12 protein-coding genes are annotated in these 14561 nt (G+C 49.1%); 4 read left to right on the forward strand and 8 right to left on the reverse strand.

Annotation, left to right across the window (positions count from 1 at the left end):
• The first annotated feature begins 51 nt into the window (after positions 1 to 51).
• Positions 52 to 2790: an alpha-L-rhamnosidase-related protein gene (locus MJ611_RS16520; protein WP_250431342.1), complete on the forward strand. Its 2739-nt coding sequence runs from the start codon at positions 52 to 54 to the stop codon at positions 2788 to 2790.
• Positions 2791 to 3103: 313 nt separating this feature from the next.
• Here MJ611_RS16520 and MJ611_RS16525 read toward each other — a convergent pair whose 3' ends face one another.
• The 4 genes from MJ611_RS16525 to MJ611_RS16540 form a co-directional block, all read right to left on the reverse strand.
• On the reverse strand, positions 3104 to 3559 hold the full coding sequence (locus tag MJ611_RS16525) for a cold-shock protein (protein ID WP_250431344.1): 456 nt from the start codon (positions 3557 to 3559) through the stop codon (positions 3104 to 3106).
• 62 nt (positions 3560 to 3621) lie between these two features.
• Positions 3622 to 3849, reverse strand: coding sequence for a hypothetical protein (locus MJ611_RS16530; protein ID WP_250431346.1), 228 nt, complete (start codon positions 3847 to 3849; stop codon positions 3622 to 3624).
• Between the two features lie 140 nt (positions 3850 to 3989).
• Positions 3990 to 4181 (reverse strand): cold-shock protein, encoded by a 192-nt coding sequence (locus MJ611_RS16535; RefSeq protein ID WP_250431348.1) that lies wholly within the window; start codon positions 4179 to 4181, stop codon positions 3990 to 3992.
• A 340-nt stretch (positions 4182 to 4521) separates the two neighbouring features.
• Complete coding sequence (locus MJ611_RS16540; RefSeq protein ID WP_250431350.1) at positions 4522 to 5505, reverse strand: ABC transporter ATP-binding protein; 984 nt, start codon at positions 5503 to 5505, stop codon at positions 4522 to 4524.
• Between the two features lie 306 nt (positions 5506 to 5811).
• Between MJ611_RS16540 and MJ611_RS16545 the strand changes: the two genes are divergently transcribed.
• Positions 5812 to 7947, forward strand: a complete 2136-nt coding sequence (locus MJ611_RS16545; protein ID WP_250431351.1) for an elongation factor G — start codon at positions 5812 to 5814, stop codon at positions 7945 to 7947.
• 41 nt (positions 7948 to 7988) lie between these two features.
• Here the strand turns inward: MJ611_RS16545 and MJ611_RS16550 are convergent, their stop codons facing one another.
• Both MJ611_RS16550 and MJ611_RS16555 read right to left on the reverse strand, forming a co-directional pair.
• On the reverse strand, positions 7989 to 8648 hold the full coding sequence (locus tag MJ611_RS16550; RefSeq protein ID WP_250431352.1) for an SOS response-associated peptidase: 660 nt from the start codon (positions 8646 to 8648) through the stop codon (positions 7989 to 7991).
• A gap of 78 nt (positions 8649 to 8726) precedes the next feature.
• Complete coding sequence (locus MJ611_RS16555) at positions 8727 to 9704, reverse strand: SDR family NAD(P)-dependent oxidoreductase (RefSeq protein WP_250431354.1); 978 nt, start codon at positions 9702 to 9704, stop codon at positions 8727 to 8729.
• 154 nt (positions 9705 to 9858) lie between these two features.
• On the opposite strand from MJ611_RS16555, the gene MJ611_RS16560 reads away from it, so the two are divergent.
• Positions 9859 to 10110: a hypothetical protein gene (locus MJ611_RS16560; RefSeq protein ID WP_250431356.1), complete on the forward strand. Its 252-nt coding sequence runs from the start codon at positions 9859 to 9861 to the stop codon at positions 10108 to 10110.
• Between the two features lie 5 nt (positions 10111 to 10115).
• Here MJ611_RS16560 and MJ611_RS16565 read toward each other — a convergent pair whose 3' ends face one another.
• Positions 10116 to 12284, reverse strand: coding sequence for a S9 family peptidase (locus tag MJ611_RS16565; RefSeq protein WP_250431358.1), 2169 nt, complete (start codon positions 12282 to 12284; stop codon positions 10116 to 10118).
• Positions 12285 to 12565: 281 nt separating this feature from the next.
• On the opposite strand from MJ611_RS16565, the gene MJ611_RS16570 reads away from it, so the two are divergent.
• Positions 12566 to 13606: an alcohol dehydrogenase catalytic domain-containing protein gene (locus tag MJ611_RS16570; protein ID WP_250431359.1), complete on the forward strand. Its 1041-nt coding sequence runs from the start codon at positions 12566 to 12568 to the stop codon at positions 13604 to 13606.
• A 271-nt stretch (positions 13607 to 13877) separates the two neighbouring features.
• Here the strand turns inward: MJ611_RS16570 and MJ611_RS16575 are convergent, their stop codons facing one another.
• The gene (locus tag MJ611_RS16575) at positions 13878 to 14294 is read right to left on the reverse strand and encodes a hypothetical protein (protein ID WP_250431361.1); all 417 of its coding nucleotides are present in this window, start codon (positions 14292 to 14294) and stop codon (positions 13878 to 13880) included.
• Positions 14295 to 14561: the final 267 nt, after the last annotated feature.

The following is a 14561-nucleotide window of genomic DNA, read 5'->3' on the forward strand; positions in this document are numbered from 1 at the left end:
TATGGCTATGTTCCTGCCGTATAGGAACAGTTTTAACCAAACCTTATGTACATGAAGCCTATTTCGCTCCGGTCCAGTATCCTTTTCTCGCTGCTGGTGTTGGGTTCCTGCCAAACCCAAAAGCCCTCCGGCACTGCTGCCGAAACCGTGTCTGCCAGCGTTGATGTTACGCCGGCCAAAGCTATTTACCAATCAAAAGCCTATGCTGTTTACCCTGACAGCGTGGTGCAGGGCGAATTTGTCGCACGGGTACTGTCCTCTAAAGAGCTCACTTCCAATTACCAGAGCCCGGTCAATGCGTTCATGAGCCCAAAGGTCATTTTCAAGTTTGCCATTAACGGGCGCGACAATGAAATGCCTTCAGGTGTCGATCATATATTTAACTGTGTAGCCAGCAACGGCAACTGCGAGACGCCTGTTATCACCTTCGGGAAACAGTATAAAGACGAAACCCAGGTACCTAATGATGTATACCTGGCTCCCAACACCCACATGAAAGTACGCCTGGACATGCGCCCGGTGCTGGAAGCGTTTAAAAAGCAAGGATTTTATACTACAGCTACCGGTGATAAAATCTATAAAGAAGATTTCAAGGGCGTATACATTGCAGGTAGCACCGATCCATTGAGCTGGGATTTTGACAACCTGGGCGGTAAAAAAGAAGCCCAGTTGCAGGACCCGGAAGGTGATGGCGTCTACGAGATCACACTGCTGATGAACGAGAACCGGGAGGAGAAGATGACGGCCCAGCAGTGGAAGATGACCCGCAACACGGCTGCTTTCCCGCAATACCAATCCGATTACCCGGTATCGGATGCGCTGTACAACCTGGCCATAGAAGAAATGATCAATGCCGTGGAGCCAGACAGTACCTTCCGTACCGGAAAAGAGTGGGCGGGCGTCTGGACGCGCGACATCAGCTACAGCATCATACTTTCGATGGCGCAACTCCAGCCAAAAGTATCCCGGTACAGCCTCATGCGGAAAGTAAAAGACGGACGCATTGTGCAGGATACCGGTACGGGCGGCGCTTATCCAATTTCCACCGACCGCATGATATGGGCAGTGGCTGCTTGGGAAGTATACAAAGCTACCGGCGACGAGCAGTGGCTGCGCGATACCTATGCCATCATTAAAAAATCGTTGCTGGATGACCAGAAAAATGCCCTTGACACTGAAACAGGTATGATGCGGGGCGAGTCTTCTTTCCTGGATTGGCGCGAGCAGACTTACCCACGCTGGATGCAGCCGGCAGACATATACGAGTCCGAAAACCTGGGTACCAATGCAGCACATTACCAGGCCAATATGGTAGCCGCTCAAATGGCGGAACTGCTAAAGGATACGGAGGCAGCTGCCGGTTTCCGTAAAGTGGCTGAAGGTATAAAAGCAGGTATAAACAAGCACCTGTGGCAGCAGGAAAAAGGCTATTATGGACAGTACCTATACGGCCGTAACTATAAAATTCTTTCGCCAAGAGCTGAGGCCCTGGGCGAAGCTCTGGCTGTGTTGTTTGGCGTAGCAGACGAGGAGCGAAGCAAAACCATCGTGGCAAAAACACCGGTCACAGATTACGGTATTCCGAGCATTTACCCGACCATACCGGGTATTCCGCCTTACCACAACAACGGGGTTTGGCCCTTTGTGCAATCCTACTGGGGCCTTGCCGCAGCTAAGGCAGGCAATGAAGCCTCGTTAACCGAAAGCATTAGTGCCATTTACCGCCCCGCTGCCCTGTTCCTGACCAACAAGGAGAACTTTGTAGCCGTTAACGGCGACTATGCCGGCACACAGATCAACTCCAGCAACATGCTCTGGAGCCTTGCTGGCAGTTTGAGCATGGTTTACAAAGTCTTCTTCGGAATGGACTTCCAGGCGAATCAGTTAGAGTTAAAGCCTTTTGTGCCGAAAGCTTTTGCCGGCAATCGCTCTCTTACCAACTACAAGTACAGAAATGTGGTGCTGAACATTGAGATGAGCGGTTATGGTAACCAGATCAAAAGTATAACCATGGACGGCAAACCGATGGAGAGAGCCGTTATACCTGGCAACCTGACCGGCACCCACACCATTAAAATAGAACTGGCTAACAACGAAGCAGGAGGGGAGCTAAACCACACCGTAGATTATACTTCTCCGGAAACACCTCAGGTAAGCTACAAAGGTGGTAAACTGACCTGGCCTGCCGTTGAGGGCGCGGTGACCTACCAGGTGATGAAGAACGGCCAACTGCTGGAAAAAACGCCGAATACCAGTTTTGCAGTCAGTGCAGATAGCTATGCTGAGTACATGGTGCTGGCCGAAGACAAACAAGGGGTAACTTCCTTTGGCAGCGAACCGGTAATGGTGGTGTCAGCCAAGTATAAACTGGTGTATGAACTAGAGAAAGCGGCGCCGAAAGCCCGCCTGCCTTACCGCGACTTCTCAGGTACCGGGTTTGTAGAGACAAGCAAGCAAAAGAATAAGCAGGTACAGGTTAAAGTAACCATACCAGAGCAGGGAGTTTACGCCATCGACTTCCGCTACGCCAACGGCAATGGCCCGATCAACACGAGCAACAAGGCTGCCATCCGCACGCTTAAAAAAGGAAATGCCACTGTAGGCACTATTGTGCTGCCGCAACGTGGAAACGATGAGTGGAGCAACTGGGGCTTTACCAACGCCGTGGAAGTGCCGCTTGAGAAAGGCACCCATACTTTCTCCTTAACCTTGGAGCCGCACAACGAGAACATGCACGGCGAAGTAAACCAGGCAATGCTCGATTACATGCGACTTGTTAAGATCAAATAGGTTTTGAAGCACTGTACCAAACAAAAACAGGACCCGGCGAGGGTCCTGTTTTTGTTTTAAAGCCTGGGTGCAAAATTTTCCCAAATAGCTTGCTGCAGTTCTTATCGGAGAATACCCCGCTTCGCAGAAACCAATATCTTTAACTAATCAGTGATTATCTTAAAAGAGGTAATTGTTTTGGAAGAATGTTCTTTTCCTATAAACTAAATTCCGGAGCAAGTACAGCATACCACAACTACCCGGCCCAGTCTACTAAGAGGTACCGGAACGGGACTTATACTAACCAGAAAGTGTCTGTAGAAGCGGTTTAAGCTTAAGCTGCAGGTTTAACGTTTACGGCAGTAGGGCCTTTCGCTCCTTTTTCCACCTCAAACGTTACTTTGTCATTCTCCTTGATCGGGCGCGTTAAACCGGTCTGGTGCACAAAGATTTTTTCCTGTGTCTCCTGATCCCGGATAAAGCCGTATCCCTTTGCATCGTTGTAGAAAGCTACTGTACCCTTACGGATAAGATCCGCCGGATCTATAGGAGCCTGCTTCGATACATTGATCTGGATATCTTCCTGATTGATGACTTTCTTTTTCTTTGGATCCGGTGGCGTAGACGTAATATTGCCTTCGTCATCTACATAGGCCAGCATTTCGTCAATGCCTTTGCCTTTGCTGGAATGCGCTTTCCGGTCTTCCTTCTTCTGTTCTTTATCCTGACGCTTCTTCAGCCTCTGCTTTTCTTTTTCTTTTTTACTAAATGTTTCCTGAGATCTACCCATATTATATTTTAGATGTTGTTCTTTTCAGCGTTTTCTGAGCGTTTAAGGTACGTCTGCCAAACTCAATACTTAAATAAGTAATTGGTGCCATTGCGTATCCACTTCTCAAAAAAGGAATTGTCATTATACTCGCCCGACAGCAACTCAAAATCTGCTTCGTCTTTATTGGTACGGGAATTCATAAATTCAGGTAAGGCTTCCTGGTTATTTGGTTTCCATTCCTGTCCTTTTAGTAATGCTATGCACAGGTATTCGCGTGTGGTGGTATCTACGATGTATTTTCTATTCATAATAATAAAAAAGTAAGGGAAACAGGTTCCGGTAAAAAATGAGGGGGAGAAGGGCAGGCTGAGAAGCGGGAGTGCCGGGCAAAAAAATAAAAAAGCCTTACACAAAAGTAAGGCTTTTTGGTATGCGTTATATAAGCAGCTTATGCAAGCTTTACATTAACTGCATTTAGTCCTTTTCTACCTTCCTGTAGATCAAAAGACACTTTGTCGTTTTCTCTGATTTCACTAACCAGGCCAGATACGTGTACAAAGTACTCCTGATTTGAATTTTCTTCTTTGATAAACCCGAACCCTTTCAGGTCATTGAAGAATTTTACTGTTCCGTAATTCATAAGATGTTGATTATTATATACCTACTACATTAAAAGCGGTATATTTGTTCATTAATTTTTTACAATGTACAATAAATAATTTACAATTCCTGTTTCAGAGGCTTTAAAGAGGGTATTTATTTTTTACGGACAGGCAAATTCTATTCTTCAGTCATAAATAACTTAGCCATTTAGCTGCGATTTATGACTTAAAGAGTGAGCCTGTTACTAGATTGCCATTGTCGCTGAAAAAGGAGTATTGTTATACTTGCTGCTTTAGCCGGTAGTTTGCTAAAGTTTGGGTGGGTTTGAAGTATAGAATGATAAATTATAGTTTATAATGAAATATACTTCAAGAAGCCTATACAAACCATACATCAGCAGGAGAGAGGGTTACCTGCACTGTATCCCCTTCAGTTAACTCCTGCTCAGCTGTTCTTATTTTGATCAGACTTTCTGCCAGCTGCACTTCTACCTCAGAATAGCTTCCGAAATACTGCACCTTGTTTACTTTACCGGAAAGTGCCTGATGTGGGGCGTTCACCAACCTGAAATTTTCAGGACGGATCAGCATTTGCTTACCGTTTGAAGCTGTGCCCGTAAGTGCAGCAAAGGCTTCTGTCTCTGATTGGGACAACAGGTTGTACCCCCCGAACAGGGCGGCAGTGTACTCATCAGCCGGCTGGCTGTAGATGTATTTTGGAGTTCCACGCTGTATGACCCGGCCTTCTTTCAGCACCAGGATCTCATCTGCCCAGGAGAGCGTGTCCAATGGGTCGTGGGAAATTAGAATGCACGTAATGTCCAGGTACTCGCCAATGTCCTGGATAACGGATTTGAGGATGTTCTTGTGGCCGATGTCGAGGTTTGAGAATGGCTCGTCCATGAGCAACAGGCCAGGCCAGGAGGTAAGCAAACGGGCCAGGGCAATGCGCTGCCGCTCTCCGCCGGAAAGCTGATTAGTTTTGCGTTTGGCCAGATGGCTGATGCGGCATACTTCGTACAAGGTAGTTGCCTGCTCTTCCGATAGGGTATTGGCGTACCGAAGCACCTGCTCCACGCGTAAGAACTGCGGCAGCTCAAACTGCTGCGACAAGTAAGCAATGCCCGGATGGCCCGGCACCAGTACTTCGTGCGGCCCTTGTACGCGCTTGTTTTCGAACAGTACCTCGCCCGATGCGGGTTGTACCAGGCCTGCTATGGTTTGCAGCAGGGTGCTTTTACCGGAGCCTGTCTCTCCCGCAATGGCTATTTTCTGGAATTCCTGCTGGGTAAAGCTGATCCCCTTCAACACTTCGTTCCCTTCTTCTGCTACACGGATATCATTTACTTCTAAAAAACTCATCTGTTCTGAAGGGGGATTTTAATACAAAGGTTGGTTTATACTTGCTCTCATTGCTACCACAAAGGTAAGGCCTAATCTCCTCTCATTCCCATGTTTGATGTTAAATACTTGGCAGGCAGGTATCGCAGCTTAGCTAAACAGAATTTATACTTTGTAATATTTAGGATTTAATTCAGATTAGAAATAACCTTTTTGCTTTGTTTCTCGCATAAGTGATTACCTTAAAGTACTGTCAGTAAGCATATTTGCTGCTACATCCCATCCTTCTGAACTGTTTTATTGGAGCTATAACTTAATACCGCCCATATGAAAACGTACGACGAAAAACATATCAAAAACGTGGTGCTCATCGGCCCTGCAAAAAGCGGCAAAACAACCCTCGCCGAAACCATGCTGTTCGAGGCGGGCATCATCAACCGGCGAGGTACGGTAGAAGACAACAGCACGATCTCGGATTACCACGAGGTAGAACATGAGCGGGGAAGTTCGGTGTATGCCACCAGTCTGCATACCGAATGGCGTGACTACAAGATCAACATCATCGATACCCCCGGTCTGGATGATTTTATCGGCGAGGTGATCAGTTCGATTCGGGTTTGCGATACGGCAGTGCTGTTGCTCAATGCACAGAACGGTGTGGAAGTAGGAACCGAGCTGCTCTGGAACTATGTAGACCGGTATAACAAGCCCACGATACTGGCAGTGAACCAGCTGGATACCGACAAAGCGAGCTTTAGCCAGACCATGGAAGAGGCAAAGGCTTTCTTTGGACCGGCAGTCACCATCATGCAGTATCCTTTAAACACAGGAACTGGCTTCGACAGCATCATCGATCTGCTTAAAATGGTGATGTATAAATTTCCGCAGGGCGGCGGGAAACCGGAAAAGCTCCCGATACCGGAAAGTGAAAAGGAACGAGCTGATGCGCTGCACAACGAATTGGTGGAGAAAGCAGCCGAAAACGACGAGGGGCTCATGGAGCAGTACTTCGAAAAGGGAACGTTGGATGAAGACGAAATGCGACAGGGGCTTAAGATCGGGATGATGAAGCACCAGGTGTTCCCGGTTTTCTGCCTCTCCGCTAAAAAGGACATGGGCTCGGGCCGCATGATGGGTTTTATTGACAATGTGGCGCCATCAGCTATTGAAATGCCCGCTGAGATAACGGAAGAAGGGCAGGAAGTACCCTGCGATCCGGCAGCACCCACCCGCTTGTTTGTGTTCAGAACGCTGGTAGAACCACGTCTTGGCAGACTATCCTTCTTCAAAGTATTGGCAGGGGAGGTGGCACTGGGCATGGAGCTTCAGAATGAAAAGACCAATACTTCAGAGCGCATCGGACAACTTTTTATAGCCGATGGGAAAAACCGTAACCCGATCGAAAGACTGAAAGCAGGCGATATCGGATGCACGCTGAAGCTGAAGAATACCTATACCAACCACACTCTGAACGGCAAAGGGGCGACCGGTAACATACAGCCCATCGATTTCCCGACCCCTAAACTGAGGGTAGCCATTACGGCCAAAAACAAACAGGATGATGAGAAGCTGGGAGAGATACTCAACGAGATTCACATCGAAGATCCGACCATTGAGGTAGAGTATAACCAGGAACTAAAACAGGTGATCCTCGGTACGCAGGGCGAACTGCACCTGGCAGTTACCAAATGGCGGCTGGAGAACTTATACAAAATGCAGGTAGACTTCCAGAAAGTGAAGATTCCTTACCGCGAAACCATACAACGTTCTGCTACATCCACTTACCGGCATAAAAAACAATCCGGTGGTGCGGGTCAGTTCGGAGAGGTATCGCTGAAGGTAGAGCCATATTACGAGGGCATGCCGCCGCTGAAGGAATACCCGGTGCGGGATACAGAAACAATAGAGTTGCCATGGGGCGGCAAACTGGTGTTCAATAACTGCATCGTGGGAGGGGTGATCGATGCCCGTTTCCTGCCTTCTATTATGAAAGGCGTGATGGAAAAAATGGCCCAGGGGCCACTAACCGGATCTTATGTACGCGATGTGCGGGTGAGTGTGTTTGATGGCAAAATGCACCCGGTAGACAGCAATGATATTTCCTTTAAGATTGCCGGTATGATGGCCTTTAAAGAAGCTTTTATGCAGGCAGAGCCCCAGTTGCTGGAGCCCATACAGGAGTTGGAAGTACTCGTGCCAGCTTCGCTGATGGGGGATGTGATGACAGAGCTTCAGATCCGCAGAGGCATGATCTTAAGTATGGAAACGGAACACGACAACCAGTTGATCCGGGCCCGCACGCCGTTGGCTGAATTGGATAAGCTGATGACTTCGTTACGTAACCTGAGCCAGGGCAGAGCCATCGTGCGCAGCCATTTTGCCGAGTATGCGCCGGTACCGGCGGATCTGCAGAAACGCATCAGCGAAGAATACAGCAAAGTAGAAATGGCAGAAGCGCATTAGCGCTTCTGTTGTTGCCGGATGGTGCAGCTGTTGGAGTATGATCAGAGGGAGTTTATCACTTCCGGTACGTTATTTACAGCAGAGTTTACCAGCGGAGAAACGGGGTAAGACTTCATCTTGTCCGGATCAAAAGGGTGGAGCAAAGAAAGTAAATCCTCCTGCGATTCGTGCTCGTCGAGCCACAGTTCTTCTGCATCCGGAGACAGGATTACGGGCATGCGGTCGTGTATTGGCTTTACCAGTTCGTTCGCATCGGTAGTGATGATGGTATACGTATGCAGGAGCTCGCCTGTGCTTTTGTCGACCCACTCATCCCAGAGGCCGGCGAAGCTAAACGTTGCCTCATCTTTCATAAGGACTCTGTAAGGCACTTTTCCATGGGAGGTAACCTGCCACTCAAAAAAGCCATCGGCAGGCACCAGGCAGCGTTTTGATGTCAGAAGCTTTCGGAAAAAAGGTTTTTCTGCTAAGGTTTCCGCACGGGCGTTTATACTTCGTTTCACCGACTTCACATCTTTTGCCCAGAAAGGCTGCAGGCCCCACGAGAAAAACTGTACGGTGTCTGGTTTGTCGTTCGTGATAACGGGCAGGTTTTGTGATGGTGCCGCGTTGTAATGTGCTTCTTTCAGGCTCTTTGCCAGGAGTTTTGCTGATTTTGAGTTTCCCTTTGCTTTGGGAAGGACGGAGTATCTGCCGCACATAGTGTATTGGGATTAGTATACAGATTTTACGCAGGTAAATATTTTATAGCTATAGCTAAACCGGTTGATCTATGCAGCTTACTCCTGTTTCTTTTGTTTACGTTGCCGCTTTTCCTCTTTCATTCGCTGGCGAACGTTATCGTCTACGCCTCTGCCGCTTTCCATGGGTTCATGCACCGAGCCGGAGGTGTTGGGCGCAGGCGGTGCGTTTTCGATCTGGTATTTGTGCACGACATTGGCAGACATCTTTTCAATTAAATGAGGGAATAGGCTATGCCCATAGTATGTGGCCCTTGCCTTCCAGCCAACAGGTAGCTCCTGCTTTGGTTTTAGAGAAGCCCTGATAACGGCATTCACAACCTTTTCCGGAGGGTCCATAGCGCCCATGCGTGGGGTGCCGCCGCTGTAGTTGGCCGCATGCCTCCAGAAGGGTGTGTCGATCGCCCAGGGCTCTACCGTTACCACTTTTATATTTTTATACCCGTTTAATCGGAGCTCATGGTTAAGAGCCTGGCTCAGGTTTCGGATACCTCCCTTGGTTGCGGAATACGTAGCATGATAGGCCAGCGGATCAACACTCTCGATCGAGCCCATGTTAATGAGGGTACCGTAGCCCTGTACCCTGAACTGCCGGATAGCAGCATAACTGCCGTAAATAAATCCTTTCAGGTTAACATCTACAATGCGTGCCTGGTCCTCAAGCGGTATATCCCAGAAGCGGCCAATGCCTCCCACGCCAGCCATGTTGATCCAGACATCAATCGTACCATACTGCCTGACAGCAGCCTCTGCCAACCGCTGCACGTCATCGGGTTTACTGATGTCCATGGTAACGACCAGGGCTGTTCCGCCTGCGGATCTTACTTTTTCTGCAACCTCATCCAGCAGATCTGTTCTGCGGGCCGCCAGCACCACATTGGCCTTATAGGCACCCAATTGTTCTGCCACCCCACGACCTATGCCGCTGGAGGCCCCCACGATCACAAAAGTTTTACCTGCTGTTTTGCGCTGACCCGCTGATCCTATTTTTGAAGTCTCACAACTACTTAGCAGCATACCACAAAGTATAAAAAGTATGGCTACGCTTTGTAAGTGCCGGCATAAGTACACGGGCTTTGTTCTTTTGAATTTAGGTGCCGAAGCCTGCATAATTCTGTTGCGCTTCGTTCCCGAGTCATAGACGGCGCAGATTAATTTTGCCTCAGCTGATTTGTATTTTCTTCTGAGCAGCTTTGATGCCGTTTCACAAAGTTTTGGTCTGGCCATTTGGTTGATGTATGAATTGAGCAAGAATGATCGGGTGCTGCGCTTTGCTGCTCCTGATATGCTTTGCACGGAAGAGTATTCCTGGGAGTTATACTTATTTACCTCCTTTGGGAATAGGAGTGAAAGGCAAAGTATACTTGATAGGGTAAAAACGAAAGAGGCTCCTACGGGAGCCTCTTTTATACTTTGCTGCTAATCTAATTACTGGGCTTGCTTGTTCAGCCAGCGCTCGAAGAATTCGTAGGTTCGCAGCATCTGGTCGATGCGCTGGCGGTTGTTACCGCTTCGGGTGATTTCGTGTGTGGCGCCCGGGTGGCGCACATATTCAACGGGTCTGTTGAGTATCTTCAGGCTCTTGTACAGCATCTCGCTCTGGATCACACCGGTTCGCAGGTCGTTTTCGCCGTGGAAGATGATGAGCGGCGTGGTGATGTTCTGCACGTACGTCAAAGGCGATTCGCTCTGGATCAGGCTTTTTGATTTCTCTTCCCAAGGGTAGCCGCCGAAGTAGTTCGGAACCAGTCTCCAGGCGTTGCCTTCTCCGAAGAAAGTGCCCAGGTCGTATACGCCACGCTGCGAGCAGGCAGCTTTAAAGCGATTGTCATGGCCCAGTATCCAGGATACCAGGTAGCCCCCATATGAGCCTCCCGTAATGGCAAGACGCGATGTATCAGCCCAGCCCTCGGCAATGGCACCTTCCAGTGCAGTCAATACATCGCTGGCAGGACCTGCGCCCCAGTCGCCTACGTTGCCGCGCATAAATTCTTCGCCATAGCCACCGGAGCCTCTCGGGTTACTGTATACCACGCCATAGCCGCGGCTTGCAAAGTACTGGTACTCGTGCCACATGCTGCTCTCGCCCGGTCCCCACATGGCGGTAGGGCCACCATGTATCTCGAGCACCAGCGGGTATTTTGTACCGGCAGTAAAGTTAGTCGGCTTCATCACCCAGTATTCCACTACCTGGCCTTTGTTGTTTTTGAAGGTCTTTTTCTCCGGCAGGCTGAGTTTCTTATCTTTTACCCAATCGTGGTTAAGCGACGTGATGCGCTTTGTTTTTTTAGCATGTTCATTAGCCAGGTACAGCTCGTTCGGGTTAGCAACTTCGGTTTTGGAAAAGGCCAGTTTGTCTTTTTTGATGTCGAAGCTGTTTACGCCGCTGTTTTCATCGGTCAGTTTCTCTACTTTACCGGACTTTACATCGGCACGGTTAAGCAGAATGCCGCCGTTGGCAGGAGAGGTAAAGTATAAATGCTTCTCGTTCGAGGCCCACACCAGGTTGCTCTTGTTGCGGTCGTAGTTAATTGTTTTTATATCGGCTTCGCTGCCACCCAGCGGCATAATAGCCAGTTTGGGGATGCTTACCGTTTGTGTCTGGTTATACTGGAAGGCGAGCCATTTGCCGGAAGGGGATAAGGTGGCGGTGTTGTAGGAAAAACCTTTCTTGCCCAGCAACTGCTTCAGGTTGCTGCCATCAGCATTTACGATAAATATTTCAGATTCCAGCGAGCGGTTCGGGTGTTCGGTATCATCGGAGTCTCCTTCAAATACCACGCGCTTTCCATCGGGTGTAAAGGCCGGGTTAAAGCTGGTGGAGAAGCCCGGTGTCAGGTCTTTGGGTGTAGCACCTGGCACGGCATCTACAATAAAGATGTGCGACAAGCTGATGTTCGACGATACATTTGCTTCTTCCTGGAAGTCGAGCTGGTTGATGACCTTGGCTTTTTCGTCTTTCTCGTTCTGATCAAGATAGCCGCGAATCTCTGCCAGGGAGCCGTCGGGGTTAGGCTTTACCGTGCTTACCTTCAGGTGTTCGTTCTGGTAAAAACCCGGTTTCTCGTACGACCATTTCGGGATGGAATTGTTCGGATTCAGCAGCGAATCGGAAAGTAATTGCTTTAATCCGAAGCCGGACGTGAAGAGCAGCTTTTTGCCGTCAGGACTCCAGTACGGACTGTTGGCGCCATACTTGAATTTGGTAAGTTGCATCGGCTCGCCTCCGTTCAGGGAGAGCAGGAATATCTGCGGCTTCTCATCTGCCACCCGTACAAAAGCGATCTGTTTGCCGTCGGGGCTCCAGGCAGGCTGAGAGCCGCCTTCTTTGGCAAAGGTAAGCTGGCGGGGTTTTGCACTGCCGCTGGTAGGGGCAAGGTGCAGCTGTGTCAGGTACTTGTACTCGCCTTTTTTAGATGGGTCCGGCTCAATGGTTTTTACGGTATAGGCAACCCAGTTGCCATCGGGGCTGATGGTAACAGAACTTGCCTGCTTGATCTTCAGCATGTCTGTAACCTTGATCAGGTTGTCAGGTGATTGCGCCCGGGCGATAAATACAGCCAGGAACAACAGCACCGCAGTAAATTTTTTCTTCATGGGTGGTGAGTGAGTTTTGTGTAACGTAATGCATTCAGTAAGCTCTTTGGGCTTAGCCTTTCAGAACCAGTTGATGCTCATTTAAATCTAGTTATTTTATACTTTAAAGCCATACCCGAAAATGGTTTTCTGAAAGTGCGGGTTGATAGTATCAAAGCAATGGGCTGTTACCAATCTTAAGCGAAGTATAAACCAGCAGCCGGACAGGCCATGAACCTCTCTTTTATAGGTGCGATGTGCTATCTGTGCGTACTTTTACCACAGCAACCAGAATAAATCGTATGATCGAACGCAGTGTTTACCGCATGCCAAAGGCCGGTTCCATCAACAACCTGAAACTACAGACCGAAAGGTTAGACCAGCCTGCAGCAGACGAAGTATGTGTGAAAGTGCAGGCGATCGGGCTGAACTTTGCCGATGTATTTGCCATGCAGGGCCTTTACAGTGCCACGCCTGAAGGGGCTTTTATACCCGGCCTGGAGTTCTCTGGTGAAATAATCGCAGTAGGGGAACAGGTTACGGAGTGGAAAGTTGGCGACCGTGTGATGGGCGCTACGAAGTTTGGCGGTTATGTATCACACATCAACATCCATCACCGATACGTGATCCCTTTGCCTGACAGCTGGAGCTTTGAGGAAGGAGCAGGGTTCCTGGTGCAGGGGCTTACGGCATATTACGCGCTTACCGAACTGGGCAATCTGCAGCCCGGCATGACCGTGCTGATTCATAGTGCAGCAGGTGGGGTAGGTATACTGGCTAACCGCATCTGCAAGAAGTATGGAGCCTATACCATTGGTACGGTGGGGCAGGCAAACAAAGTAGATTTCCTGCGCCAAGAGGAAGCGTACGACGATGTTATACTCCGGGGAAGCAATTTCGGGAAACAGCTCAACGCTGCGCTTTCTGGTCGGCCGTTGCGCCTGATCATGGAGTGTATTGGCGGCAGCGTGCTGGCGCAGGGCTGGAAGGCGATGGCGCCGATGGGGCGGATGGTGGTGTATGGCAATGCCAGTTTCTCCAGCCACGGTTCCAGACCCAATTACCCCAGCCTTATCTGGAAATTTTTCCGGCGACCGAAAATCGACCCGCTCCGTTTGCCTACCGAAAACAAGTCGCTGATGGGCTTTAACCTTATCTACCTATACGAGCAGACAGAGATGATGCACCAGTTGCTCCAGAGGTTACAGGCGTTGCAACTTCAGCCGCATCACATCGGGCATGTGTTTGCGTTTGGCGAAATGCACGAGGCCATTCACCTGTTCCAGCGGGGCAAAACCGTAGGCAAGGTGGTGGTAAAAACAGAACACGCATCGGAGCTATAACCGGACCTGCACCTGGTCAGCTTTATTCCGTACTTTAAAGAAATAAAATCTATAATTCCCATGCAGCATTACCTTCTTCGTCAGCGTCAGTGTTTTGGCAAGAACTTCCGGGAACAAGCCCGAAAGTTGGTGCCGGCGTATAAACTGCAAGCTTCTAAAAGTACGGTAAGGAAGTCTTTTATAGCGGAGGGCTACAGTGATTACAGCAGCCCTGTGTGCTATGCGCATCTGAAGGGTATGCGGGAGGGGTTTGAGGAGTAGCAGTACAGGTTCAGTTTTTTAAACTGTTGTTCACCCACTCCAGTGCGTCCAGTTTATTCGGAAAATACCTTATCTCCGGGCTTTCTGTGCTATAAGGAACAGGGGATGGTAGTATGTCATCCGGCGGAAGTACATGGGCGATCACCTGCACATCGGAAGTGCTTACTACTTTTTTATCCCATACCTGTTTTGTGAGCGCTGACAGGAACCCGGTAGGTGCGTTAAAAAACTCCTGCACGTCGTTTACGATACCCCGGCAGTCATACTTCCGGAGCATTTGCAGCACGCCTTGCTCTACCTCTTTTATACTTTCTTCAGTGGCCGTACCTTTCCAGATCAGGGAGAGGATCTTGTTCTCTTCCATGTAGCGGATGGTACAGTAGCGGCGGCCCAGGCTGTTGTGGTAATGTATAAAGTTGTGCTCCATTAGCTGCCCTGGGTTTGATATGTTAAGTATACGCGAATGCGGTCTCCGTGCTTTGTCTAAAAAATTAATAGCCATAAGTTCTACCTTCCTTTTCAGGTGGAGGTCTGCAACAAGATACTAAAATTTATCCGTATTTCCACGGATGCGCTGGCTTTCTCCGGCTCAGGAGTGAACGGGTTGACACCCGCCATTCCTGGCGTTTCGAGTACAGCGGGAAACCTGGGATAACATGTGTGAGAATGTAACAGATTTCTCCTTTCGTCGAAA

The sequence above is a fragment of the Pontibacter ruber genome (assembly GCF_023630205.1).
Taxonomy (GTDB): domain Bacteria; phylum Bacteroidota; class Bacteroidia; order Cytophagales; family Hymenobacteraceae; genus Pontibacter; species Pontibacter ruber.